At 53.0% G+C, this 24,307-nt stretch carries 23 protein-coding genes; 14 read left to right on the top strand and 9 right to left on the bottom strand.

What is annotated here, in order from left to right; genetic code table 11:
• The first annotated feature begins 56 nt into the window (after positions 1 to 56).
• From V6575_RS16155 to V6575_RS16115, 9 genes are all read left to right on the top strand, one after another.
• The gene (locus V6575_RS16155) at positions 57 to 1,262 is read left to right on the top strand and encodes an ABC transporter substrate-binding protein (protein WP_422785589.1); all 1,206 of its coding nucleotides are present in this window, start codon (positions 57 to 59) and stop codon (positions 1,260 to 1,262) included.
• Between the two features lie 28 nt (positions 1,263 to 1,290).
• Positions 1,291 to 2,313, top strand: coding sequence for a PQQ-dependent catabolism-associated beta-propeller protein (locus V6575_RS16150; protein ID WP_422785588.1), 1,023 nt, complete (start codon positions 1,291 to 1,293; stop codon positions 2,311 to 2,313).
• 228 nt (positions 2,314 to 2,541) lie between these two features.
• Positions 2,542 to 3,471, top strand: a complete 930-nt coding sequence (locus V6575_RS16145; RefSeq protein WP_340275947.1) for an ABC transporter substrate-binding protein — start codon at positions 2,542 to 2,544, stop codon at positions 3,469 to 3,471.
• 6 nt (positions 3,472 to 3,477) lie between these two features.
• Complete coding sequence (locus tag V6575_RS16140; RefSeq protein ID WP_340275787.1) at positions 3,478 to 4,224, top strand: ABC transporter permease; 747 nt, start codon at positions 3,478 to 3,480, stop codon at positions 4,222 to 4,224.
• Entirely contained in the window at positions 4,221 to 4,856 is a 636-nt protein-coding gene (locus V6575_RS16135; RefSeq protein ID WP_340275785.1) for an ABC transporter ATP-binding protein, read from the top strand. Before V6575_RS16140 ends, V6575_RS16135 begins: the two co-directional genes overlap by 4 nt.
• Positions 4,853 to 5,284 (top strand): cupredoxin domain-containing protein, encoded by a 432-nt coding sequence (locus V6575_RS16130; protein WP_340275783.1) that lies wholly within the window; start codon positions 4,853 to 4,855, stop codon positions 5,282 to 5,284. The genes V6575_RS16135 and V6575_RS16130 overlap by 4 nt, the downstream gene beginning before the upstream one ends.
• Positions 5,285 to 5,320: 36 nt before the next feature.
• Complete coding sequence (locus tag V6575_RS16125) at positions 5,321 to 6,100, top strand: ABC transporter ATP-binding protein (RefSeq protein WP_340275781.1); 780 nt, start codon at positions 5,321 to 5,323, stop codon at positions 6,098 to 6,100.
• Positions 6,097 to 6,885 (top strand): ABC transporter permease, encoded by a 789-nt coding sequence (locus tag V6575_RS16120; protein WP_340275779.1) that lies wholly within the window; start codon positions 6,097 to 6,099, stop codon positions 6,883 to 6,885. Before V6575_RS16125 ends, V6575_RS16120 begins: the two co-directional genes overlap by 4 nt.
• Before the next feature lie 323 nt (positions 6,886 to 7,208).
• Positions 7,209 to 7,700, top strand: coding sequence for a MarR family transcriptional regulator (locus V6575_RS16115; RefSeq protein WP_340275777.1), 492 nt, complete (start codon positions 7,209 to 7,211; stop codon positions 7,698 to 7,700).
• Between the two features lie 223 nt (positions 7,701 to 7,923).
• Here the strand turns inward: V6575_RS16115 and V6575_RS16110 are convergent, their stop codons facing one another.
• Positions 7,924 to 9,777 (bottom strand): feruloyl-CoA synthase, encoded by a 1,854-nt coding sequence (locus tag V6575_RS16110; protein WP_340275775.1) that lies wholly within the window; start codon positions 9,775 to 9,777, stop codon positions 7,924 to 7,926.
• A 300-nt stretch (positions 9,778 to 10,077) separates the two neighbouring features.
• Here V6575_RS16110 and V6575_RS16105 point away from each other — a divergent pair, with 300 nt between their 5' ends.
• Genes V6575_RS16105 through V6575_RS16095 form a run of 3 tightly spaced genes read left to right on the top strand, consistent with a single transcriptional unit; the run spans position 10,078 to position 12,223 of the window.
• Positions 10,078 to 10,875 (top strand): crotonase/enoyl-CoA hydratase family protein, encoded by a 798-nt coding sequence (locus V6575_RS16105; protein WP_340275773.1) that lies wholly within the window; start codon positions 10,078 to 10,080, stop codon positions 10,873 to 10,875.
• Complete coding sequence (locus V6575_RS16100; RefSeq protein ID WP_340275771.1) at positions 10,872 to 11,351, top strand: MarR family winged helix-turn-helix transcriptional regulator; 480 nt, start codon at positions 10,872 to 10,874, stop codon at positions 11,349 to 11,351. Before V6575_RS16105 ends, V6575_RS16100 begins: the two co-directional genes overlap by 4 nt.
• On the top strand, positions 11,348 to 12,223 hold the full coding sequence (locus tag V6575_RS16095) for an amidohydrolase family protein (protein ID WP_340275769.1): 876 nt from the start codon (positions 11,348 to 11,350) through the stop codon (positions 12,221 to 12,223). Before V6575_RS16100 ends, V6575_RS16095 begins: the two co-directional genes overlap by 4 nt.
• Positions 12,224 to 12,296: 73 nt before the next feature.
• Here V6575_RS16095 and V6575_RS16090 read toward each other — a convergent pair whose 3' ends face one another.
• From V6575_RS16090 to V6575_RS16060, 7 genes are all read right to left on the bottom strand, one after another.
• A complete protein-coding gene (locus V6575_RS16090; protein WP_340275767.1) occupies positions 12,297 to 13,526 on the bottom strand; it encodes a M24 family metallopeptidase in 1,230 nt (409 codons plus the stop codon).
• Positions 13,527 to 13,711: 185 nt separating this feature from the next.
• On the bottom strand, positions 13,712 to 14,566 hold the full coding sequence (locus V6575_RS16085) for an ABC transporter permease (protein ID WP_340275765.1): 855 nt from the start codon (positions 14,564 to 14,566) through the stop codon (positions 13,712 to 13,714).
• 10 nt (positions 14,567 to 14,576) lie between these two features.
• The gene (locus V6575_RS16080; RefSeq protein WP_340275763.1) at positions 14,577 to 15,839 is read right to left on the bottom strand and encodes an ABC transporter permease; all 1,263 of its coding nucleotides are present in this window, start codon (positions 15,837 to 15,839) and stop codon (positions 14,577 to 14,579) included.
• Between the two features lie 72 nt (positions 15,840 to 15,911).
• The gene (locus V6575_RS16075; RefSeq protein WP_340275761.1) at positions 15,912 to 17,012 is read right to left on the bottom strand and encodes an extracellular solute-binding protein; all 1,101 of its coding nucleotides are present in this window, start codon (positions 17,010 to 17,012) and stop codon (positions 15,912 to 15,914) included.
• A gap of 92 nt (positions 17,013 to 17,104) precedes the next feature.
• Entirely contained in the window at positions 17,105 to 18,199 is a 1,095-nt protein-coding gene (locus V6575_RS16070) for an ABC transporter ATP-binding protein (protein WP_340275759.1), read from the bottom strand.
• A 781-nt stretch (positions 18,200 to 18,980) separates the two neighbouring features.
• Positions 18,981 to 20,231: an NAD(P)/FAD-dependent oxidoreductase gene (locus tag V6575_RS16065; RefSeq protein WP_340275757.1), complete on the bottom strand. Its 1,251-nt coding sequence runs from the start codon at positions 20,229 to 20,231 to the stop codon at positions 18,981 to 18,983.
• 29 nt (positions 20,232 to 20,260) lie between these two features.
• Positions 20,261 to 21,469: a cytochrome P450 gene (locus tag V6575_RS16060; protein ID WP_340275755.1), complete on the bottom strand. Its 1,209-nt coding sequence runs from the start codon at positions 21,467 to 21,469 to the stop codon at positions 20,261 to 20,263.
• A 131-nt stretch (positions 21,470 to 21,600) separates the two neighbouring features.
• Between V6575_RS16060 and V6575_RS16055 the strand changes: the two genes are divergently transcribed.
• Entirely contained in the window at positions 21,601 to 22,563 is a 963-nt protein-coding gene (locus tag V6575_RS16055; RefSeq protein ID WP_340275752.1) for a LysR family transcriptional regulator, read from the top strand.
• Positions 22,564 to 22,642: 79 nt separating this feature from the next.
• Complete coding sequence (locus V6575_RS16050) at positions 22,643 to 23,017, top strand: 2Fe-2S iron-sulfur cluster-binding protein (RefSeq protein ID WP_422785587.1); 375 nt, start codon at positions 22,643 to 22,645, stop codon at positions 23,015 to 23,017.
• A gap of 25 nt (positions 23,018 to 23,042) precedes the next feature.
• Here V6575_RS16050 and V6575_RS16045 read toward each other — a convergent pair whose 3' ends face one another.
• Positions 23,043 to 24,305, bottom strand: a complete 1,263-nt coding sequence (locus tag V6575_RS16045) for a molybdopterin molybdotransferase MoeA (RefSeq protein WP_340275748.1) — start codon at positions 24,303 to 24,305, stop codon at positions 23,043 to 23,045.
• Positions 24,306 to 24,307: the final 2 nt, after the last annotated feature.

Here is a 24,307-nt window from a genome sequence, read left to right as displayed (position 1 = left end):
TTGGAAACGCGCGCAAAATGGCCGAAACCGGCTGAGGACGACTGGGAGGTCTGCAATTGCTGTGGTCTGTTTTACGCTTTCAGGCGATCAAAAGATGCCTGATCAGTTTTGTGATGGGCACAGGGTTTGTGTGTTCGGCTGCTGCCGTCGAGATCCAGGTTGGTATCATCAATATTGAGTATCCGATCCTTGCTCCGATCTCGCGCTTTGACAGGCATCCGGACGATCTTGGGTTTGCGGGTGCGGAACTAGGCAATGAAGACAATCAGACCACCGGGTCGTTCCTTGGTCATCAGTTTGCCATCGAACGGGTTTCGACTAATCCGGATAATATGGTCGCAGATATTGGCACACTGACCGGCAAGGGAATCAGGCTCCTCGCAGTTCTTGGCAATGGCAACGACGTTGCGAAAGCTGCTGATGCGGCCGGTTCTGATGTGCTGGTGTTTAATGCTAGCGCTCCGGACAATGCTTTGCGCGATGAGGCTTGCCGGGCCAATCTTCTCCATGTCGCGCCAAGCCGAGCCATGTTGGCCGACGCCATAACTCAATTTCTCATCTGGAAAAAATGGAAGCGTTGGTTCCTGATCGAGGGGTCCAACCCGGCGGACAAGTTGCTCGGGGACTCTTATCGCCATTCAGCGCGGAAATTCGGCGCAGAGATTGTGGAAGAGAGAACTTTTGAGGACACGGGCGGATCGCGGCGCGCTGACAGCGGTCATGTCCTGGTTCAGCGGAAAATCCCGGTGTTCACGCAGGATGCAGCAGATCATGATGTGATTGTGGCAGCCGACGAAAGCGACGTTTTCGCGCTATATCTGCCGTTTCATGCTTGGGACCCTCGTCCTGTCGCCGGATCAGGAGGCCTCCGCCCGGTTAACTTCAGCGCCACCAGTGAGGCTTGGGGTGCGACACAGTTTCAGCGCCGTTTTGAAAAGCTAACGGATCGATATATCCGACCTCAGGATTACAACGCCTGGCTCGCCATGCGGGTGATCGGCGAGGCCGTCACACGAACCGGTAGCAATGATCCAGCAAAACTGAAGACCTATATCTTGAGCGATGCTTTTGAGCTTGCTGCTTTCAAGGGGCAGAAAGTCACCTTCCGGCCTTGGAATGGCCAAATGCGCCAACCTGTCTTGCTGACCGACAGCAAGGTCACGGTCAGTGTTTCCCCGCAGGAGGGATATCTGCACCAGCGCTCTCCGCTTGACACTCTGGGACTGGATAAACCTGAAACGTCCTGCACAGCTTTCGACTAATAAAGTTCATTTAATCATGGGGTTAACGATGTCATCTTGTCTGTTTAAACGATTTTCCGACTTGGGTCCCATTGCTGGTTTGAGCCTGTCAGTTATGTCGCTCTGCGTTCTGACAACGCCGGATACGGCCTATGCCTACAAGGCTTTTGTCAGCAATGAGAAGGGCAACACGGTCTCGGTGATCGACAGCGAGACCTGGGAGCAGATCGCGGAATTTCCGGCAGGCAATCGCCCGCGTGGAATCGGTTTGAGCCCTGATGGCAAACATCTTTATGTCTGTGCGTCTGATGACGACACCGTGAAGGTGTTTGATGCACACACCTATGAGTTTTTGTGGAGCTTGCCATCTGGGCCGGATCCGGAGTTGTTCGTCCTCAGCCTGGATGGCAGCAAACTCTATGCGTCCAACGAAGATGACAATCTGGTCACGGTCGTCGACACGGAAAAAAAGACGGTTATTGCCGAAATTCCCGTAGGAGTTGAACCGGAAGGCATGGCCGTCAGCCCGGATATGCGTTTTGTGGTCAATACGTCCGAAACCACCAACATGGCGCATTTTATTTCCACCGAAGATTACAAGATCAAACACAATGTGCTGGTTGATCAGCGACCGCGCTATGCTCGTTTTACAAGTGACGGAGACACGTTGTTTGTCAGTTCTGAAATCGGCGGCACTGTCTCGGTGATCAATATGTTGGGCGAAACAGGACCTGAGCTGGAAACCAAAATTGGATTTGAAGTGGCTGGCGTTCAGCCCGAGTGGCTTCAGCCGGTTGGTATGCGAGTCACAGCGGATAACAACTGGCTGTTTGTGGCTCTTGGTCCGTCAAACCGTGTCGCGGTAATCGATATCGAGAAGCGCGAGGTCGTACGTTATATCCTGGTCGGGCAGAGAGTCTGGCAGCTTGAGTTTACCCCAGATGAGAAGTACCTGCTTACCACCAATGGCAACTCGAATGATGTCACGGTGATTGATGTGGCTGAGCAGGAAGCGATCAAATCAGTGCAGGTCGGACAGCAGCCATGGGGTGTAGTCGTCTCGCCAGATTGATCGCCCGCAAGGCAAGGTTGTTCTGCAGATAATACGATACTGGCAGAGCTATGATATTTGACGCGGCTGTAGCGGGCCTGGACCCGATCATAAGCCGCGAATGGGAGAAATGACATGAACGTGAAACGCGAAAGTGGCCGCGGTTCGGCTCAACGAGTTGGTTGGAGGTGTTTCTCCCGGCGTCTGGTTTTGGCTTTGGCAGTTGGTGCAGTCAGCGCCGGTTTGCTCATGGGAGCAAATCCCACAATGGCGGCCGACAAGCCAACGCTCCGAGCCGCTGTGCTCAAAATCGGTACGGTGAATTGGGAACTGGACACCATCAAACGCAATGGCTTTGACACAGCCAACGGCTTCGAGCTGGATGTGCGCCCCTATGCGGACAACGGCGCGACACGGGTTGCCCTGGCAGGTGGTGAAGCCGATGTTGCTGTTGCCGACTGGATCTGGGTTGCCCGCCAGCGGGCAGCAGGCAAGGATTATGTCTTCATTCCCTATTCCAAGGCTGTCGGCGGTATGGTTGTGCCCAAGGACAGCACCTCCAAAACCCTGGTTGATCTGAAAGGCAAAAAGATCGGCATTGCTGGCGGTCCCGTCGATAAAAGCTGGGTGATCCTTCAAGCCTATGCTCAGGAAGAATATGGCTTTGACCTGGCTGGTGAGACCGAGCAGGTCTTTGGCGCACCGCCTCTGGTGTTCAAGAGCGCTTTGCAGGGCAACACAGATGCTGCGATCAATTTTTGGCATTTTCTGGCCAAGATGAAGGCCTCTGGCATGCGCGAATTGATCTCTGTTGAAACCGCTTCCACAGTTCTTGGCCTTGATCCAAATATTCCACTGCTTGGCTATGTTCTGAAGGAGAGCTATCTCAAGGAAAACCAGGCGATGGCCAAGGCATTTTACGACGCGTCTCGCGCTGCCAAAGAGTTGCTCGCAACAGATAATGCTGCCTGGGACATCCTGCGGCCAAAGATGAATGTCAAAACAGATGTCCAATTCGAGACATTGCGCCATGATTTTCGCGCAGGCATTCCAGCTCCGGGCAATGTTGATGAAGACAGTGCGGCGACGTTCTTTGCCTTGATGGCCCGCGTTGGCGGTGCAAAATTGGTGGGGGATACCACAGAGCTGCCGCATGGTCTTTTCGCGAAGGTCGAGTAACAGCTCTTGTCATCTTCCGCCATCCGGGTGCTGTCGATTGCCGCCTTCATCATTTTGTGGGCTGCACTCGCTTGGCTGAACGGCGACCCGACAGTGCTTCCCGCTCCCGGGGACCTCCTGCGACCGTTCTACCGGGAACTTGCCTCAGGTGTTTTGCTAGACAGTATGGGCATCACTATTATTCGTGTGATTGCAGCGTTTCTGTTTGCCATGACCATCGGCACGGTGCTGGGCCTGATCATGGGGACACAGCCGCAAATCGACCGTTGGCTGGACCCCTGGTTGGTGGTGTTTTTGAACCTGCCAGCGCTGGTGCTGATCGTTCTGTGCTATTTGTGGATCGGACTGACGGAGGCTGCGGCGATTACAGCTGTGACCTTGAACAAGATCCCCAACGTCACGACGATCATACGGGAAGGGGCAAGAGCGCTTGATCCGGATCTGAAGGCGATGGCCCAAGTGTTCGGGATGAGGCGGGACACCTATTTGCGTCATGTGATCCTGCCACAACTGGCCCCGTTTATCGCCGGCGCGTCACGCTCTGGCATCGCGGTGATCTGGAAGATCGTGCTGGTCGTTGAGTTTCTCGGACGCTCCAGTGGCGTCGGTTTTCAGATCCACATGTATTTCCAGCTCTTCGACGTGGCCATGGTGCTGGTCTATTCGCTCAGCTTCATTGCCTTCATGCTGGCTATCGAATGGATCATCTTGCAACCATTAGAGCGGCGTGTACGTGCCTGGAGGATGGCATGATCCGGGTTGATGTGAAATCCAAGTGGTTCGGTAAGGCCGAAATTCTGAAGGATGTGGCCTTCACGTTGAAACGGGGGGAATGTCTGGCTGTGCTTGGCCCCTCTGGGATTGGAAAATCGACGCTTTTGCGGCTGGTCGCAGGCATTGATACAGCGTTTGAGGGCGGAATCGACCGCCCGGCCAACATGGCATTCGTATTCCAGGAACCGACGCTTTTGCCCTGGCGCAGTGCACTCGACAATCTGCTGCTGGTCCATCCGAGCCTGTCGACGGAGGCAGCAACAGACATGCTGGCATCTGTCGGTATCGGAGAAAAGACAGACATGTTTCCGGGCCAATTGTCCCTTGGTCAGCAAAGGCGGTTGGCTCTGGCCCGCGCTTTTGTCGGCAAACCGGACCTTTTGCTTTTGGATGAACCCTTCGTGTCTCTGGATGAGAAAATGGCGGAGGAAATGATCAGCCTGACGGAACGGCTGATGAAAAAGAATGCGCCAGCAACTCTCTTCGTCACGCACGAACATAGGGAAGCTGCGCGGTTGGCGGACCGGACACTTGTACTTGCCGGGTCGCCAGCTTCTGTCTTTCTGCCTGCGGGCAGGGGGACACTAAATAAAATGGAGGAAGTTACATGAAAATTATTGCAGCACTCGCCCTCGCAGCGTCATTTGTCGCCGCACCAGCCATGGCACATGAATTCGGTTTTGCCGGTATTCTGGACAAGTCTAACCGGGATGAACTTCCGGAATTGACCCTTTCCTCGGGCAAGCCGATTGCCGATGCCCCTTTGATGCTGAAGTCCGGAAGAATGTACGAAATTGAAATCGTATCCGATGGAACGGCTGAGTTGGCCTTGGAAGGCTCAGGATTCTTCCGCGCAATCTGGGTCAATGAAGTGGTGGTCAATGGTCTGGAGATCCGTCCATTCGGCATTGAAAGCGTCGAGTTCGATGATGCCGGGACAATGGAACTTGAATTCCTGGCGATCAAGCCGGGCCGGTATTTCTTGCGTCAGCCGGGCTCAACGGGTGAAGGCCAGCGCGTCGAAATCATTATCGAATAGGACTGAATTCTCCACACAGTTGGAACGGCAAACATCATGAGCGTTTTTTCGGTTCGAAACGTCAGTTACAGTTACGGCTCGAAGGCGGCGCTAGATGATGTGACCATTGATTTGGAGGCAGGGCGCTTTTGTGCCCTGCTGGGTCCCAATGGGGCTGGAAAATCGACGCTTTTCAATCTGTTGACCCACCTTTTTGTGACCCGTGACGGTACTATTCAGATTGCCGGACACGACTTGCGCAGCCATCCACGCCGGGCGCTCGCCCGACTTGGAGTGGTGTTCCAACAACCGACGCTCGACCTCGACATGTCAGTGGCGCGCAACCTGTCTTATTTTGCTGCTCTTCAAGGTCTGTCTGGCACGCATGCAAGGGCACGTATTGACGCGGTGCTGGACCGTTTGAACATGCGTGAGCGCTCCGGTGAAAAAGTCCGTGACTTGAATGGCGGTCATCGCAGACGGATGGAGATTGCCCGTGCGCTGATCCATGAGCCGGATGTTCTGTTGCTGGATGAGCCGACCGTAGGGTTGGACGCCAGCAGCCGCACGGCGATCACCGATCATGTGCATGACTTGGCAGAGACTGGCCTGCTGGTCTTCTGGGCGACCCATCTGGTGGATGAAATCCGGCTAACCGATGAGGTTGTGGTGCTAAGCCGTGGCAAAGTTCTGGCCCATGAACAGGCCAAAAACCTGGCCGGGGAGGGATCGTTGATCGATGCCTTTCTACGGCTGACCGGCAATGAAACCGCAAATGGTCCAGTTAGCTTAGTTGATCCCGATCGTTCCGGGATTCCAGAAAGGGGCTCTCTATGACAGCCTATCTGGTGGCCCTAAGAGCCATTGTCCTGCGCGAGGCTTTTCGGTTTCTCAATCAGCGCAGCCGCTTTTTCGCATCTCTGGTGCGCCCATTGGTCTGGTTGGTGGTTTTTGCGGCCGGATTTCGTGCGGCGCTCGGCCTGTCGATCATTCCGCCCTATCAGACTTATATCACCTATGAAGTCTATATCGTGCCTGGGCTCTGCGGCATGATCCAGCTGTTCAATGCCATGCAATCCTCCTTGTCGCTGGTCTATGATCGGGAGATGGGCTCCATGCGGCTTCTGCTCACAAGTCCGCTACCGCGTGGCTGGCTGTTGTTCTCGAAACTGCTGGCAGGCACGGCTGTGTCTATCCTGCAGGTCTATGTATTTCTTGCCATTGCGGCGCTGTTCGGCATCGACATGCCGCTGCTTGGATATATCTATGTGCTTCCGGCGTTGGTCGCATCCGGTTTGATGCTGGGTGCCCTCGGCCTTGTGATTTCATCGACGATCAAGCAGCTTGAAAACTTCGCCGGTGTGATGAATTTCGTCATCTTCCCGATGTTTTTCATGTCGAGCGCGTTGTACCCGCTCTGGAAAATGGCAGAAAGTTCGCCGCTGCTCAAAGATATCTGCGCGCTGAACCCGTTCACCCATGCGGTAGAACTCATTCGTTTTGCGCTCTATCAGCAATTCAATGGCTTCGCAGCACTTTGGGTCATCGGGTCGTTTACAGTCTTCATGGCAGGTGCTTTGATTGGCTATGACCCTGCAAGAGGACTGCTGAGGCGTCGCTGACGGTCGATCAGCATTTGTTGTGATGTCCAGGTCAGGCTTCGCTTGTGTAAGCGTTCAAAATTTCTCTCATCCGAGATGTTTGCGTAACGTATTGGAAGAGGCTCGATTTTCAAACGATGCTGATGGATACCACACCTGCTCATGGTGAAGGTACGCTGCGTGTGAGTGTTTCTTTAGTATGTTAACTACTATCATTAAAGCTAACGCATTTTATGGGTGAAAGTCGTTTTAGAAGATAAGTACTGACAATCTGTCAGAATAGCTCGCCCGGAAGACAGGTGCCAACAATTGGTTGGCTGGTTGATATGAAAGTTGAAGATCAAATGAGCGCTGATAGCAAGGCCGGACAAGATCTGGCAACCCAGACAGCAGGGGCTTTATCAGAGGCTCGTGAAGGTTTGCCACCGACCGGAAAATCGCTACCGATTGCGCTCATCCGGGCGCGGGAAAAAGTCATGGGACCCATACGGGACATGCTCAGCACATCGGATATCACTGAACAGCAATGGCGGGTCTTGCGCGTTCTCCATGAATATGGCCCGCAAGATGCCACCAGCCTGGCAGAACGCGCAGCGCTCCACCTTCCGAGCCAGACCCGTATTGTTCAAACGCTCAGTCAGAAGGGGTATGTCACGCGTGATGTTGATGTGATTGATCGTCGCCGGCAGACCGTCGCAATTACCATGCCTGGCAAACTCGTGCTGGACAGCAAGAAGGACGAGGCTGCACGGATAGCCAAAGACCTGGAGGGTCGTTTTGGCGTTCAAAAACTTGCCACCTTGCTGAGCCTTCTTGAGGAACTCGACCAGATCTAACAACAGATGATCTGTCTCGGTTTAAGGGGGCTGCATTTCTTCGGAAATATTTTATCGCCTTTCGATAAAATTGATAGCGACTATATCGCGCGCGCTTTTTAAATAGTGCGGCCATCTTGGCCGTATACGTTAGCTTTCTCCACCATTGAGGTCACAAGAAACGTGGCTAAATCTCCAGGCTCCGAGCTTGCAACAAGAACAGTTTTAGATTCCTTCGCAATGGTTATGTGGTCTTCTGTGTTGTTGGATGAATCACATCCGGATGGTCGCTGAAGAGCAGCTCGATCATTTGGGAACGATGGGATAACACGGCGCGCTGGTTGATGGATCCCTTGTCCGTGATCTCGCCCTTGTCGAAAGAAGGCTCTGTATCAAGAAACAACAGGCGCATGACTCGTGTCGCCGATCCTGTAGACCCTTGAACATGTTGAGCCAGAGCGTCGGACAAGGCCTTTCGGGTATCGTCGTGCATTAAAATTTCTGAATTGGAAAGCCTCTCTTCATCTGGGACCAGTGTTCTTAAGGCCGGCATGGCAGGCATAATGAGGGCTGCCAACTCTTCCTGATTTTCGCCTGCGATTACCGCATCGCGAACCAACCCGCCAAGGTCATTGACCAGTTGCCCGCGCAGTGCGCCGACTGCAACCCATGTTCCGGTTTGCAGTTTGAAGTTTTCCGCGATCCGTCCATCAAAATAGAAGCCTTTGGAAGGGTCTCCTGGAACAGCATGGCGCAAGGCATCACCAAGGCAGTAGAAACCTTCGTCATCAAAGGCCTTGCGGCTCAGTTCTTCATTGCGCCAATAGCCCGGGGTAACATTAGGCCCCTTCAGACGGGCCTCGAGTTTCTCTCCGCAAGGCACCAGCTTGAGGATTGTTCCTTGTGCAGGTATTCCAACGTTGCCAGGTTGAGCTTGGACCTCTGACAGTGCCAAGGCGAAAGGGGCTGTTTCAGTTGCTCCCAGGCCGGTCGCGATGAGAACCGGGCTGCCTTTCGCCTTTGCAGAAAACCTGTTCAGATCATCCCATGTGTGCTGTGCCATGCCTGCGCCCGCGTACATCATATATTTCATGTTTTTGAAGAAGCTATCGCGCAGAGCTTCGTCATCGTACATGGCATTGACCAGCATTTCATATCCTGCCGGGACATTGAAATACCAGGTTGGTGAAATCTCCTTTAGATTTTTAATCGTTTTGCCAATGGCTTTTGGCGTCGGCTTGCCTTCGTCTATGTAATAGGTGCCGCCGTGGTATAGCGCGAGATTGAACACCTTGTTGCCCGCTGCTACATGGTTCCATGGGGCCCAGTCGACCAGAACAGGAGGTTCTTTTTTCAAGAATGCATAACAATCCGCCACCATGGCCTGGTTTGAACAGAGCATGCGTTGAGTCTGGATAACAGCCTTTGGAGAGCCAGTTGTGCCGGATGTAAAAAGAAATTTAGCAACCGTGTCCGGATTGACCGCAGCATTTGCCGCGTCAACGGCTTCGGTTGGTGAAATTGTGCAAAGGTCGTTGAAGGTCAGGCACGGACGCCCAGGCAAGTTAGCTTCCAAGGTGAGTATAGGAATGCCGGGATTGAAGACGGTCTCGATAGCCTTTTCAAATCCCTCTAGCTTGTCGGTGAAGACAAGCCCCGGCGTGATCTGTTGAGCGATGTCTTTCAGTTTCCCGAAATCCGTAGAAAGCAGGGAATAGGCGGGGGACACCGCTGATGATGGTATGCCTACATATTGAGCGGCAAGAGCCAGAAGCGCATGCTCAATTGAATTACCTGACAGGATTAGAACGGGCCTTTCTGTTGAAAGGCCTAGATCGATCAATGCTTGCGCGATGGAGCGAACCGTTTTCAGGGCTTTACCGTAGCTGACCCTGTGCCAAACATCTTTATTGTCGCGTGCGGCCATCCAGGTCCGGTCTGGGTCAGCTTCAGCCCATTCGTCCAACTTGTCTGTTATTCGACTGGGGTAGCCACCAAGTTTATCTTCGCGCCAGACATAGGTCGCGCCATTTTTTCTTGTTTCCCAAGCGATTACCGGCGACCAGAAATCTACATCATGCGTGTTGGCTTCGTTCATGGCCTTACCTCCCGTCGATGCCATTCAGAGCGCAATTCTTATTCACTGGACTCTTTCTGTCGCAGCAAAATTGGATTGAATCTCTAGTCGTCTTACTCTCGGAAGAGCGAGACCGTTGTTATTTTGTTTGCATCATAAATGTTTCCTTGTAAACTATCTACAGAAAACTAAATTGGTTTGCATCTCGCAGAGGTCGACACAGTCAGGGCAATCGGTGGCATGCTCTATCCGTTGTGGCGATCCCTTTTGAATGAGCATTTACAGACGAGACGTATGAACAGGGCAGGCATGGAACAGTCGATGACAGAAGAACTGGTCACCTATGAAGTGGTCGATGAGATTGCCTATGTTGGTTTGAATCGGCCAGAGAAGAGAAATGCGGTCAGTGATCGGGTGATTGATGCGCTGTCACTGTGTATCTCACGGGCAGACCGGGAAGCGAAGGCAGCCGTTCTTTTCGGTGAAGGCAAACATTTTTGCGCAGGACTGGACTTGGCCGAGCATGCCGAGCGTACTGCCATAGAAGGTGTTCGGCATTCGCGAGGCTGGCATGATGTTTTTTCGCGTATTGAATTTGGCACTATTCCCTGGGTGTGCGCCTTGCATGGAGCTGTCGTCGGTGGTGGTCTAGAGTTGGCGGCAGCCACGCATATACGTGTAGCTGATGCAAACATGTTCATGGCGCTGCCGGAAGGGCAGCGCGGAATTTTTGTTGGAGGTGGCGGCTCTGTGAGGATTGCGAGGCTCATGGGTGTTGCTCGCATGATGGATCTGATGCTCACCGGGCGTTCGATCAACGCGCAAGAAGCCGAAAGCTGGAACCTTGCGCAATATGTCGTGCCAGAGGGCACGGCTAAGGCTAAGGCAAAGGAGCTGGCCAAGGCTGCGGCAGGTAATGCAGAGTTGTCCAATTACGCCATCATTCAGGCTCTACCACGTATTCGGGACATGGCGCGAGAAGACGGGCTTTTTGTTGAATCTTTCGTTGCCTCATTCACACAGAACAGTCCGGAGGCGAAGGAACGCCTGCAGGCATTCCTCGACAAACGTGCGGCCAAGGTTCGTAATCCTCAAGATCAGGCGGGGTCTGGCAAATGATCGAGGCAGCCGTGAAACCGGTCGTGAAAACAGGTGGGGATTTGCGCGGCCTCAATCATTCGCTTGGTTTTTTATTGAGAGTGTCACAGCTCAAGGTTTTTGATCATTTCTTCAAGAAACTTGGTCATGTCGGTTTGAAACCAGGCGAGTATTCTGTCCTATGGTTGATCTTCAATAATCCGAGAATCCGCCAGGGGCTGGCAGCTCAAACGCTTTCGATCAAGAATGCCCATATGACGAAATTGATCCGAAGCTTTGAGGAGTCTGGCTTTGTGACCCGGACTATACCGGATGGGGATCGGCGTGCTGTGGAACTCGATCTGACGGTCAGCGGTCGTGATTTCGTTACCTTTCATCAACAGGAGTTTTTCGGTTACATCCAGTCGTTGAACAGTCCTTTGAATGATGCAGAGACCAAAGAACTTATACGACTTCTTGCCAAATTCGCATGCGTTGACCAGGAACTGACCAAATGAACCTTGATGACCTGATTGCCCTAGATTTTCATACGCATGCCGAAGAACCATGCTGTGGTCCACGCGACGATGGATATGATGAATTTCAGGCCGGTATGGCGAAATATTTCAAGAATCCGGCCGGCGGACAGGGAATGTTGCCTTCCGTCAAACAGACGGCTCTCTATTATCGTGAGCGAAAGATAGGCTGCGTTATCTTCCCCGTTGATGCTGAACGGGAAACCGGATTCCGCCGCTATTCGAATGAGGAAGTTGCCGAAATTTCTGCCGAGAACAGCGACATCATGATCCCTTTTGCGTCAATTGATCCGGCGAAGGGCAAGCTGGGGGCACGAGAGGCGCGTCGTTTGATGCGTGATTTCGGCGTACGAGGCTTCAAGTTTCACCCGACGATGCAAGGCTTTTATCCAAACGACCGCAGCGTCTATACGCTTTATGAAGCCATTGCCGAGGAAGGTGGAATTTCGTTGTTTCACACCGGCCAGACGGGTGTCGGGGCTGGAATGCCAGGTGGCATGGGTATGCGTTTGAAATATTCCAACCCGATGTATCTTGATGATGTCGCAGTTGATTTTCCAGACATGCCGATCATTTTGGCTCATCCATCCTTTCCCTGGCAGGAAGAGGCTCTGTCTGTCGCGACACACAAACCGAATGTCTACATCGACATGTCTGGCTGGTCGCCAAAATATTTTCCCAAGATCCTTGTTCAATACGCGAATACGATCTTGAAAAAGAAGATGCTGTTCGGATCTGACTGGCCTGCAATCACGCCGGACCGTTGGCTCTCGGATTTTGAAAAGCTTGAAATTCGAGACGAGGTCCGGCCCTTGATCTTGAAGGAAAATGCCAGACAGCTGTTGAGCCTCTGACAAATTGATAAGAAGAGCTAAGACAACAAGGGCTACGGATTAATCTGTAGTCCTTGTTGTCGTTGAGGCTCGGTCACTTGGCCGGAACAATGTTGTGCTCCGGGCCAAAAGGGAAACCGGTGATGTTCTGGGTGCCATGTTGTGTGACAATCAGAATGTCGTGTTCGCGGTAGCCGCCAGCACCTGGCATGCCTTCAGGAATCATGATCATGGGTTCCATGGAGACAACCATGCCTGGCTCAAGCACTGTGTCGACATCTTCTCGTAATTCCACTGCTGCCTCGCGGCCATAATAATGGCTCAGCACCCCAAACGAATGGCCATAACCAAAGCTGCGGAATTGAAGCAGGTCATATGATCGATAAATTGCGTTGAGTGACTTTGCGATATCGCTGCAACGTGCACCTGGTTCAATCAATTCTAGTCCTGCCCGGTGAACCTCGCAGTTAACCTCCCACAATTTCAGATGATCGTCGGACGCATGTTCGCAAAACAGGGTGCGTTCAAGGGCGGTGTAATAGCCGAAGATCATCGGAAAGCAGTTCAGACTCAATATGTCTCCTGCCTGAACAATTCGGTTGGTCACGGGGTTATGGGCCCCGTCCGTATTGATGCCGGACTGAAACCAGGTCCAGGTGTCCATCAGCTCGACAGCCGGGAAGCTCTTGGCAATCTCGCGTATCATGGCGTTGGTCGAGGCAATCGCCACTTCCTGTTCCGGAATGCCGGCTTGAACCGCATCAAAGACGGCTTGTCCGCCAATATCGCAAATGCGCGCGCCTTCGCGGATCAGGACATGTTCCTCAGCGCTCTTGATCGTGCGTTGGGTCATGACTTTGCTCGCAATATCCACCAGTTCAATACCGGGCAGGGCAGCTTCCAGTTTGGCTTTCAGGTCGAGCGACACATGGTCGAACTCAATGCCGATCCGCCGCACCTTGGCGCTTGGCAGGCCGAGTAATTGCTGGATTGCATAATAAAAATTGTCACGGCGCCAATCCGTATAGGTCACTGCATCGCCGTAGGTTCGCCGCCAAGGCTGGCCACCATCAATGCCTGCGGATATCGTTGTTGCCTGTGTCTCAGTCACCAGAAACCCGTAGTTGCGGCCGAAGGCGCAATACATGAAACCTGAGAAATAACAGATGTTGTGATAGGAGGTGAACAGGCAGGCATCGATGTCATTTGCGGCCATCGTGTTACGCAGTTTTGTCTGGCGGCCTTCCATCTCTGAGTCCGAAAATGGGGAAAATGCCTTTTCGCCATTCTTCATCTTGTAGGTTCGTTTCATCTGCGAGCTCATTGCAGTCTCCCTTGCGTTGCCGTCAAATGCCGTCAATTGAACAAAAAAGCGGGCCGACTTCGTGAGAAGTCGACCCGCCAGGCCTTTATAAGAATGTGTGTTCGTCGAGAGAAACGCTTGTTGCGATTGTCTCCGGTGACTGGCGTACCGCCACCGCCCTGCATCAGGGAACGAAAAGTTGGATTTTAGCCGGGGCTCAGGCCCCGCAGTCTTTCCGAACGGCGTCGAAGGCCTTCGAGAACCGTCAGCAAGACTATGGAAATACCCACCATAAGAGATGCAACAGCTAGAATGGTGGGCGAAATCTGCTCGCGCATTCCGGTGAACATCTGCCACGGCAGCGTCTTTTGGCCAGCCGAGCCCAGGAACAACACGACCACAACTTCATCGAAAGAAGTGATGAAGGCAAACAGGCCGCCAGATACAACACCTGGAATGATCAAAGGCATCTGAACCTTGAAGAATGTTGTGACCGGGTTTGCCCCCATGCTGGCAGCTGCCCTAACAAGAGATCGATCAAAACCAACAAGAGTTGCCGTGACCGTGATGATCACGAAAGGTGTACCAAGGGCAGCATGTGCCAAAACAACGCCCCAGTAAGTGCCCTGAAGGCCGATCCGCGAGTAGAAGAAATACATGCCGGCAGCTGAAATGATCAGAGGCACAATCATTGGAGAGATCAGAATGGCCATGATCGCGCCACGAAAGGGCACATGAGACTGTGATAGTCCAATGGCTGCCAGTGTCCCAAAACTTGTCGCCAGAATGGTCGCCACAGGCGCGATCATCACGGAATTGACCAAGGCCTGCTGCCAATCAGGATTGGTGAAGAAATCCTGATAGTGCTTCAGGGAAAATCCGGCAGGATCAAGGGACAGCATTTCCTTGGTGAAGGTGAAAAAGTCCTGCGAGTTGAAGCTCAGGGGCAAGATCACCAAGATCGGAAAGATCAGGAAGAAAAAGATGACTCCGCAGATCGTTCTGAAAGTGTAGTGCCAGATTATTTGCCCGCTTGAGGCATAGGCTGGAAGTGCGCTCATGGTTTTCTCCCTAGCCGAGCTTCACGTTATCGATGCCAACGATCTTGTCGTAGACAACAAAGAGGATCATCACCGCCGCCAGCAGCATGGTGCCGAGGGCTGCAGCCAGGCCCCAGTTCAGCGAACTGGAGATGTGATAGGCGATCCGATTGGAGATAAAGATACCTGATGTGCCACCAACCAGTTCCGGCGTGATATAATAGCCGATGGACAGGATGAACACGAGCACTGCGCCAGCCCCGATGCCGGGAACGGACTGCGGGAAATAAACCTTCCAGAAAGCCCTGAAATCTGTTGCACCAAGGCTCTTGGCAGCTCGAACGTAAGTGGGCGAGATGGTTTTCATCACTGAATAGAGCGGCAGGATCATGAATGGCAGAAGGATGTGGGTCATCGCGATGATCGTGCCGGTCTGATTGTTGATCATGACCAGGCGGTTGGCATCTGCAATGAGGCCTATCCAGACCAGGAAATCATTGATCACCCCCTGTTGCTGTAGCAGCACTTTCCAGGCGGATGTCCGCACCAGAAGAGATGTCCAGAAAGGCAGAAGGACCAGGATCATCAAGAGGTTCGATGTTCGCAGGGGCAGCTGGGCCAGAAGGAAGGCAATTGGATAGCCTAAAAGAAGACAGGCGAGTGTGATGGCAATAGACAGCATCAGTGTGCGACCGAACAGAAGCAGGTAAATTTGCTCGTTTTCGGGCTTCATCTGGATGCCATCGGCTGTCCGTTTGGCATCAATTGAGGATAGGAAATAACCATCCGTGTAGCGCGGCGAATATTGCTTGAGAGTCTGCCAAGTACTGACATCACCCCATTTTTTGTCGGCCTTGAGGAATTGCTCCTTATAGGGTGGTTCATTCATCTTCTTGATGCTGCGACCAGTCTTACGGAACAGACTAGAAATACCAGTCTTTTCGTAATTGAGGCGCGAGCCAAGGCGTGTATGTGTCTTGTTCTTGACCGCAACTTTTAGATCGGAAGCAAGGGCTGCGAAAACAGCCTCGTCCGGAGCCTGGTCGCTTGCCGGGTCCCAATCTTTCAGGGCGACAACGGTCTGCGGCAGCGTATCAGCGACGATGCTGTTTTCCACGGAGCGGAACAGCATGTCGACAATCGGCGCAACGAAGGTCAACAAGACAAATATGAGGAGTGGCGCGATCAGCACCAGGGCACGGAGTTTTTCTCTGCGGAGGGCCTTTGCAAGGCTTGCCTTGAGAGGTCTGCCATCTCTGGTCGTTAAAACCGGCTCTGTCGCGGTATCGCTCATGAACACATGTCTTTCAATTTTGAAGGAAAGTCCGGGTGAGGAACGTCCTCACCCGGTCGCATTGCTTCGTGATTACTTGGCGAGCCAAGCTTGGAACTTCGCGTCCAGGTCATCACGGTAATCAGCCCACCAGCTGTAATTGTTCACAAAGGTGTTCTTTGCGTTGTTCGGATCGGTTGGCATATGTGGAGCCATGTCGATGCCGAGTGTCTCGTGCTTGCCGACGAGAGGTGCAGAAGACGCACGTGCTGGGCCGTAGGAGATGTACTTGGCCTGATCAGCAAGACGCTGTGTGTCTGTTGCGAAGAACAGGTAGTCCATCACAGCAGCTTTGCGTTCATCTGAAAGACCAGTTGGTACAATCCAACCGTCCAGATCGAACATCTGCCAGTTCCAGGCCATGCCAACAGGCTGCTTCTGCTCTTCGATCAGAGAGAACAGGCGGCCGTTATAGGCTGACGCCATGAAGACTTCGCCATCAGCAAGAAGCTGTACAGGCTCTGCTGAAGCACTCCACCAGATTGTGTCATCCTTGATGGTGTCGAGCTTGGCGAATGCGCGTGCAACGCCTTCATCCGTTTCGAGCGTGTCGTAAACGTCTTCATATGCAACACCGTCACAAAGAAGAGCCCATTCCATGTTCGCAATTGGACGCTTGTTCAGAGCACGCTTGCCTGGGTATTTTGCCAGGTCAAACACATCACAAGCACCACTTGGAGGCTCAACGCCTTCAGGCACTTTGTCTGTGCGGTAGCCGAATGTGGTGGAGAAAACGATCTGCGGAATGAAGCACTCGGAGACGATCATGTCACCAAAATCTTCGGAGGCTTTCGTTCCATCTGGAGCCGGTGCCAAAGCTGTGTCGGCATCGATTTCTTCCGCCAGGCCTTCGTCGCACAGACGAATGGCATCAGCTGCCTCAACATCAACCAGATCCCAGGTTACGTTTCCAGCTTCGTTCATGGCGCGAAGCTTGGCAACAGCCTCGGAGGAGGACTCATCATTGATGATGGTCACATCCGGATGAGCTGCCATGTATGGCTTGTGGTATGCGTTGTTCTGAGATGCAGAATACGCGCCGCCCCATGAAACGATTGTCATGTCTGCAGCAAATGCGGAAGAGCCGAGCAGTGCCAGAGCTGTTCCTGCGAGAATTGTCGTCTTGAGCTTCATGTTATTAGCTCCCTCTTTCTGGTTTAAACGGATTGTTTCTTTCCGTTCACTCACATAGGCAGGCGCGTTTATCGCGCTCAACCGGTGATTTCTTAGGCAACGGCGTCCAGCGCCTTGCAATCATTGATGGCCCATCCGATTGGCACTTCTTCGCCGACTGCGAGCTTTCTGCGCTCGCCGCGGTTACGAACCTTCACAATGAATTCGTCATTACCTGCAACGTCCATCCGCACCCGAATGTGGTCGCCGAGGTAGATCATTTCGGCAATCCGACCCTTGACGAGATTGTCCATGGAGGCAGCCGGTTCGAATTCGACCCGCTCAGGACGCAGGGACACGGTCGTCATGTCACCAACACTGCCAACGTTGACCTTATCGGCCTTCAGGCGGGTGCCATCGGCCAGTTCGACGAGACATTCACTGCCGGAGATCTCAACGACCTTGCCGCTCAGCTTGTTGTTCTCGCCGATAAACTGGGCCACAAATGAATTCTGCGGATCTTCATATAGGGAATCCGGTGTCGACAGCTGCTGAATGATACCGTCGTTGAACACTGCAACTCGGTCAGACATTGTCAGAGCTTCTGTCTGGTCATGGGTGACATAAACGACGGTCACGCCAAGATTCTCGTGGATGTGTTTGATTTCGTACTGCATTTGCTCGCGAAGCTGCTTGTCGAGCGCGCCAAGTGGTTCATCCATGAGGACCAGCTCAGGATCAAAAACCAATGCGCGTGCCACAGCAACGCGCTGCTGCTGTCCACCGGAAAGCTGTGCGGGACGACGGTTGCCGAATTCGCCAAGCTCAACCATCTCGAGCGCTCGCTTTACCTTTGCTTCCTGGTCCGCCTTGTTCATGTTGCGAACTTGAAGAGGGAAGGCGAGGTTTTCTGCAACACTCATATGTGGGAACAGGGCGTAATTCTGGAACACCATGCCAATGCCGCGCTTATGTGGCGGGACATTGTTGATAGGCTTGTCGTTCAAAAAAATCTCACCATGCGTGGCAGGTTCAAAACCGGCCAGCATCATCAGGCAAGTGGTCTTGCCCGAGCCTGATGGCCCAAGCATTGTGAGAAACTCTCCTGGTGGAATGTCGAGGTTGAGGTTTTTAACGACCAGAGATTCACCGTCATAACTCTTCTGGACGTTCTCATAGCGAACGGACGCACCTCGATTTGTTGGCATATGATCCCCGAAACCTCTGTTGTTGCTCAGCTTAAGATCTGTTTGAAATCCAGACCCTGCGAGTATTGTTTGCCGACGTTCATCAGCTTGCCCTGATCAAAACAAATTAAACCGCCGAGGAAAAGGGGTTAGATGCGTTTTGTTGAATAAAAATTTATCAGAGGCGCGCAATCATTCATCAAACTCAACATTCTGAACTAGCTCACAATTTCAGACTTAAACAGAATTGACAATTAGACTTGTTGCGGAATCTTAAAAACTGAAACATGACGATTCTATAACAGGTTGTGTCGCTATATTGTTTGGGTTTTGAGCGGGTTTGTTGCAGAGACTTGTCGTTTTATCTGTGTCGCTGTTTGTATCATCGGCTCAGCGGGCATTTTCCGAAATGGCGGGAAACACCTGTATTTCAAGGTTCTCACGGGTCGTATGGGACCTGGAAAATGACGATCTATGAGATAAGGAAAAGTTATGAATAAGATAAGGAAAGATTGTGGAGACCGTCATCTTGCAAAATGGATGAGCCATTAAAATTGCAAAAACTTGCAATTTGATCGGCTTAAGATGCGTAAAGTTCGCTCAGATCAGCGAGGTCATGTCAAAATTTAGGCTCGTTTTTCTCATTCTTGGTGAAATCCACCACGAGCGCAGTCTGGCAAACAAGAGCAGACTGGCTCGCTGTGATGATGTTTCAGACCTGAATGAGGTTTGGTCGTGCACTCGGCTGACGTCGTTTCTACCCGTCTTACATCTTGAATTTTGTGTTAGATGTCAGTCAAGATTAGCTTTTTGACATGCCTCCGTTGGGCGAGACAGTCAGTGTCTTGAGATTTTGCTCCGGATTGCCGATTTCACTGTCGATGGGGGATTGTCCATTTTCGATCATGCGCTTGCCGATCATATAGGCACGCGGGTCGTTCATGGCATCGACGGCAAGTAGAATATCGCCTTTAAAGTACCAGAACGAACAGGATTTCTCGTCGTTTTGACGCGTGACTACACGGTCATATCCAGAGTTCAGGCCGGCAATTTGAAGCTTGACGTCGTATTGATCTGACCAGAACCACGGCTTGGCCACATAGGGCGCATCAGAGCCGAGAATAGCAGCTGCAGCGGCATCGGCTTGCGCAATGGCATTGCCTACGCTCTCAAGGCGAATACGGCCTTTTGACGTAGGAAAGGATGCGCAGTCGCCAGCAGCATAAATCGATGGGTCGTTTGTGCGGCAATGATCATCGACAGAGATTCCGTTTTCAAGGGTCAAACCAGCTGCTTCTGCAAGGCTTGCTTCTGGTATTACACCTATCCCGACGATGACAAAATCTGCGGCCAAATGGGCACCATTGCTTAGATCTGCGCCCGTAACCTGGCCGTTTTCGCCAGTCAATTTGGCAAGTCCGGTTTGTTCGAGGATCTCGACCCCATGAGCCTTATGCAGCGCTCGGAAATAGTCCGCGGTTTGCGGGCTTGCGACCCGGCCCAAAATACGGTCCGCGGCCTCGATCAGCGTGACCTTCAAGCCCCTTTTGGCGGCAACAGCTGCAGCTTCCAGGCCGATATAGCCCCCGCCAACGATCAGGGCTGATTTTGACGTCTCCAAATGTTCGGCAAACCCGTCAGCATCTTCGAGCGTTCGAATGCAGTAGACCCCTTCAAGGTCGCCGCCAATGCTGGCTGGTAACTTGCGTGGCGGAGCGCCGGTGGCAAGCACAAGGCTGTCGTACTCGAACGTTTTGCCAGCTGCGGTTTTGACAGTTTTGGAGACCCGATCAATGCCGGTGACATGGGTGGAGGTTTTGAGCGTAATATTGTTGGCCTGATAAAAATCCAAAGGCCTCAGCAGCAGACGGTCCATCTCCATGTCGCCAAGGGCATAGGCTTTTGATAGTGGCGGACGCTGATAAGGCGGCGTGTCTTCGGCACCGATCAAGGTGATAGGGCCGGTGTGGCCGAGGCTGCGCAGTTTTGCGCAGACGGAAAGGCCCGCTTGTCCGGCGCCGATGATGACGACGGTTTGGGTTTCTTGTGTCATGTGCCGTTCCCGAAGTTACGCAGATCTATCTAACTAAGAATCACAGGCAGGATAATCGGTCCCCTAAAACCAAAGCCAGAAAAAATAGCATCCTTAGGGTCTGTCAGTTGCAAATTCGGGAAACGCTCAAACAGTTTGGGCAAAAGAATCTGCCCGACCATGCGCCGGGCCACATGGGTGCCGAGGCAAAAATGCGGCCCGTTGCCGAAAGCCTGATGTGGTAGTTTCGGACGAAAAACATCAAAGAGATGGCCGTTTTCATAGACCTCCTCGTCATGGTTTGAGGACGCCTGAATGGTCATCACCACGTCGCCCTCCGGTATCCTGAAGCCGCGAATTTCAGTGTCTGCCGTCACACGGCGCGAGCTCACCTGGATCGGCGCGACCCAGCGGACTGCTTCTTCAAAGGCGATTGTCCAGAGCTTCGGATCCGCTTTAACAGCCTCCAGCTGGTCGGGGTTGGTCAAAAGGCCATAGACGGCGGTAAGGGCCGCATCTCTTGGCTCGTTGATGCCGCCGCCAATGGCGATCTTGATATTTGCAATGACTTGTTCGAATTCAATCGGATCTTCCGCATTGATCATGGCGGACAGGGCGCTTGGGTCATCTTTGCCCCTCAGGTTGTCGGCCGCCGCGGAAATACAGGCGTCCATCCGGGCATTTTCCCGGTCGCAGACCGCAAAAATTTCCGGCTTCCAGCCAAAATTTCCAGCGCCTTTGATTATGGTGTCTGACCAAAGCTGCATGTCCTCGTCACTGGCTTCATTCAAGCCGAGCAAAATGGCAAGGCAGCGTGCAGAAATCGGTCCGGTCAGGGTTTGAAATAGATCGACCGTCTCGCCGGGTTGCAAGCGGGAGATATAGTCATCGACCACGCGTTCGTAGGCGGGTATCCAGACATCGCGAATGTTCTTGGCCGAGAAGGCAGACGTCATGGCGTTGCGCAGGCGCATATGGTCCGGACCATCCCGGCGCATCAGGGTCTTGGCCCCAAGCGCCCGCTCCATAGGCGTGTTCGGATCATCCGAGCTGAATAGCTCCGGATTGTCCTTGACCCATTTTGTGTCCGTAGCCTTGGTCAGCAGGGTTCGTCCGACAGATGCTACGCGCAGCACAGGTGTTTCTGTCCGAAGCCGCTGATAAATCGGATAGGGATCATCAGTCAGTTGAGTGATGGTGATGTCGTTATCAAGAGGGGCAAGCGGTGCCAGGCCCTCTGCATGGGCTATGTTAGCCATATTCTTCTCTCCTCCTGTCTGCGTGTGCCGATCGTATCGGCTGCCGCAGATCAAAATCCCATAATGTATTTTGGGTGACAACATCTCATTGGGCAATTAGATGGACTGAATAGAGTGGATCGAATATATTCATGTCCAAACAGAGGAACCGGTATGAGCCTAAATCCAACATGAGCCGTATAGACCCGTTCGCCATCGACTTCAGCGCCTTGAGAACACTGGTTCTGGTGCATGATACAGGGTCGTTTTCAGCCGTCGCAACCCGGCTGGACGTGAACCAATCCACGGTAAGCTACACAATTGAACGGCTTCGCAAGGCCTTTCAGGATCCGTTGTTCGTGAGACAGGGGAGTGGGATCGCAGCGACCGACCGGTGTCGCGAGATCGTGGTCGAGGTGCGGGAGATGATTGGTTCTTTTGAAGCCCTTACCGTTCCGCGCGCGTTCGATCCTGCAAAAGCCAGCGGGACCATTTCCCTGTCTTGCAACTACTATGAACGCCTGGTTTTGCTTCCAGACTTGCTGAAGGTTCTCAGGCGTGAAGCTCCGGGACTTCATCTGAACATACATCAGGCCTTCGGATCTGGCGGCCAGCAGCTTAAGCAGGGCGATAGCGACTTTCTGATGGGTCCAATTCGCTTCAATGACGCGGGGCTTTTCAAGCGGCGCCTTTTGAATGACCACTATGTTTGCATCATGGATAGGCACAATCCGCTTGCAGAAAAGCAGCTGGAGATTGAGACTTATGTTTCAGCGAACCATGCCATCGTCACCTATGGCGGCAATTGGAAATCTCAATTCCTGCTGGAGTTAGAAGAGCAGGGTCGCTCAATCAATCAGGTGCTGGGTGTGCCCAGTCCCGCGGATTTGGGGCGCATTTTGAAGGGCACGGATCTGATTGCGACTTTGCCCAGCCGGATGGCGGCACCTCTCGATCAGGAAATGGTGATCCGCCCGAGCCCGGTTCCAGCGCCATTTGAAATTGATCTGGTATGGACCTCCAGAACCCATCATTCCCCCATGCACAGCTGGATCCGGCAAGAACTTGCAAAGATCGCCGCAGGCATTCCGGACGTTTCGAAAATCGGGGAATGAAATCGGGCATTCAATTTCTGAATGATTTCCATCTATTGCATCAGATTGATCAATAGTTGTTGGGTCTATACTGCATATCATGAATTCGGGAGGACGCCCCGAACTTTCATCAACACGCGCTGAGGAGACGCTTGTGCCGAAAATTATCTTTCAAGAGGCTGATGGAACGCGTATCGAAGTCGAGGCTCCGGTTGGCAAAACGATCATGGAAGCCGCGCGTGACAGCAATGTCCCCGGCATAGACGCTGATTGCGGCGGCGCACTGGCCTGTGCCACTTGTCATTGCTACTTCTCTGATGATCAGATCGGCATGCTCCCGGCAAAAAGCGCGTCGGAGGAAGATATGATCAATTTTGCCAATGCGGAGGTGAAGGACGGAAGCCGACTCAGCTGCCAGATTTCAATAACCCAGGATATGGATGGTTGGGTGGTTCAGGTTCCAGATACCCAGTAGGCAATGGTGCCCAATTGGCTTTTGCCTAAAGCCGAAGGATAGGCACTCTTTTGCCCGCATCCAATGCATCGGCGTGCGGTGGGCGGATGATCAAGGCACCTGATTTTGCCAGCAGCGCGAGCATGGAGCTGTCCTGTTTGGGAAAGGGAGTCACGGTCAGACTGCCGTCTGTCTCTTCTGTCAGCTCTGCGCGGACATAATCCTGACGTCGGTCATTCTGACCAATTGGTGCACCGAGCACAGCTTCCGTTTCATGGTGAGTATCTGAGTTCTGTCCCAGCATGGTTCGGATCAATGGCTTTAGGAACAACAGCGCACATACCAGACTGGAGACGGGATTCCCCGGTAATCCCAAAACTTTGGTTTGGCCAAGATGTCCCGCCATCAACGGTTTGCCGGGACGCATGGCGATCCGCCAGAAGGCCAGATCCATGCCTTCGGATCCCAACACGTCCTGCACCAGATCATGATCGCCGACCGATGCACCACCCAGGGTGATGAGAATGTCTGCCTTGGACTCGATAGCCAGGCGCACATGACCGGCCATAATTGTTGAATCATCAGGTGAAATGCCGAGATCGAGCGGTTCGCCGCCGCAATCTTCCACAAGCGCGGCAACGCCTGCATGATTTGAGGCAATGATTTGATCTGGCCCTGGTGTCATGCCGGGGCGGACAAGTTCATCACCCGTTGCCAGAATAGCCACGATCGGACGGCGGTAGACGGGCAATTCAGCGTGGTTCATGGCCGCAGCAAGCGCCAGATCCCGATAGCCTAGCTTGCAGCCCTTGGTGATCAGCACCTGGCCTTGGGCAAAATCCAGCCCAGCGGGTCGGATATATAGGCCTTCTTTTGATGGGCATTCATGGGCCGTGACAATGTCGCCGTCGCGCGTGGTGTCTTCCTGGATGAGGATCGTATCGGCACCGGCTGGCACCGGCGCACCGGTGAAAATCCGAACCGTTTGTCCTTCCGCGATCTTGCCGGAAAATCCATGCCCAGCGGGCGCTTCGCCGATGACGGTCAAATGCGCAGGGAGGCTCGCCAAATCACTGTGACGAATGGCATAGCCATCCATGGCCGAGGCTGCGAACGGTGGCTGGGTTCTCGTTGAAGCAAGGTCTTCAGCCAGAATACGGCCATTGGCCTGTGCGAGAGGAACATGTTCGATCGCCTGCGGTTGCACGCCCTGGAGAAGTTTTGCCATAGCCTCAGCAACCGGCATCAAGGGCTTTGGACCTGTAGATTTCGTGGAAGACTGTGGTGCGGAGGGTGTATCGTTGGTCATAG

It is taken from the genome of Roseibium algae (assembly GCF_037783265.1).
Lineage (GTDB): Bacteria > Pseudomonadota > Alphaproteobacteria > Rhizobiales > Stappiaceae > Roseibium > Roseibium algae.
This window is presented reverse-complemented; position numbering and strand designations above follow the sequence as displayed.

Coding starts and splice junctions, on each gene's coding strand:
- V6575_RS16050 (WP_422785587.1), top strand. CDS start 22,643: ATGAATTCGGGAGGACGCCCCGAACTTTCATCAACACGCGCTGAGGAG.
- V6575_RS16100 (WP_340275771.1), top strand. CDS start 10,872: ATGATCGAGGCAGCCGTGAAACCGGTCGTGAAAACAGGTGGGGATTTG.
- V6575_RS16130 (WP_340275783.1), top strand. CDS start 4,853: ATGAAAATTATTGCAGCACTCGCCCTCGCAGCGTCATTTGTCGCCGCA.
- V6575_RS16065 (WP_340275757.1), bottom strand. CDS start 20,231: ATGACACAAGAAACCCAAACCGTCGTCATCATCGGCGCCGGACAAGCG.
- V6575_RS16090 (WP_340275767.1), bottom strand. CDS start 13,526: ATGAGCTCGCAGATGAAACGAACCTACAAGATGAAGAATGGCGAAAAG.
- V6575_RS16075 (WP_340275761.1), bottom strand. CDS start 17,012: ATGAAGCTCAAGACGACAATTCTCGCAGGAACAGCTCTGGCACTGCTC.
- V6575_RS16045 (WP_340275748.1), bottom strand. CDS start 24,305: ATGACCAACGATACACCCTCCGCACCACAGTCTTCCACGAAATCTACA.
- V6575_RS16105 (WP_340275773.1), top strand. CDS start 10,078: ATGACAGAAGAACTGGTCACCTATGAAGTGGTCGATGAGATTGCCTAT.
- V6575_RS16120 (WP_340275779.1), top strand. CDS start 6,097: ATGACAGCCTATCTGGTGGCCCTAAGAGCCATTGTCCTGCGCGAGGCT.
- V6575_RS16150 (WP_422785588.1), top strand. CDS start 1,291: ATGTCATCTTGTCTGTTTAAACGATTTTCCGACTTGGGTCCCATTGCT.
- V6575_RS16055 (WP_340275752.1), top strand. CDS start 21,601: ATGTCCAAACAGAGGAACCGGTATGAGCCTAAATCCAACATGAGCCGT.
- V6575_RS16145 (WP_340275947.1), top strand. CDS start 2,542: ATGGGAGCAAATCCCACAATGGCGGCCGACAAGCCAACGCTCCGAGCC.
- V6575_RS16110 (WP_340275775.1), bottom strand. CDS start 9,777: ATGAACGAAGCCAACACGCATGATGTAGATTTCTGGTCGCCGGTAATC.
- V6575_RS16115 (WP_340275777.1), top strand. CDS start 7,209: ATGAGCGCTGATAGCAAGGCCGGACAAGATCTGGCAACCCAGACAGCA.
- V6575_RS16135 (WP_340275785.1), top strand. CDS start 4,221: ATGATCCGGGTTGATGTGAAATCCAAGTGGTTCGGTAAGGCCGAAATT.
- V6575_RS16070 (WP_340275759.1), bottom strand. CDS start 18,199: ATGCCAACAAATCGAGGTGCGTCCGTTCGCTATGAGAACGTCCAGAAG.
- V6575_RS16080 (WP_340275763.1), bottom strand. CDS start 15,839: ATGAGCGATACCGCGACAGAGCCGGTTTTAACGACCAGAGATGGCAGA.
- V6575_RS16060 (WP_340275755.1), bottom strand. CDS start 21,469: ATGGCTAACATAGCCCATGCAGAGGGCCTGGCACCGCTTGCCCCTCTT.
- V6575_RS16125 (WP_340275781.1), top strand. CDS start 5,321: ATGAGCGTTTTTTCGGTTCGAAACGTCAGTTACAGTTACGGCTCGAAG.
- V6575_RS16095 (WP_340275769.1), top strand. CDS start 11,348: ATGAACCTTGATGACCTGATTGCCCTAGATTTTCATACGCATGCCGAA.
- V6575_RS16085 (WP_340275765.1), bottom strand. CDS start 14,566: ATGAGCGCACTTCCAGCCTATGCCTCAAGCGGGCAAATAATCTGGCAC.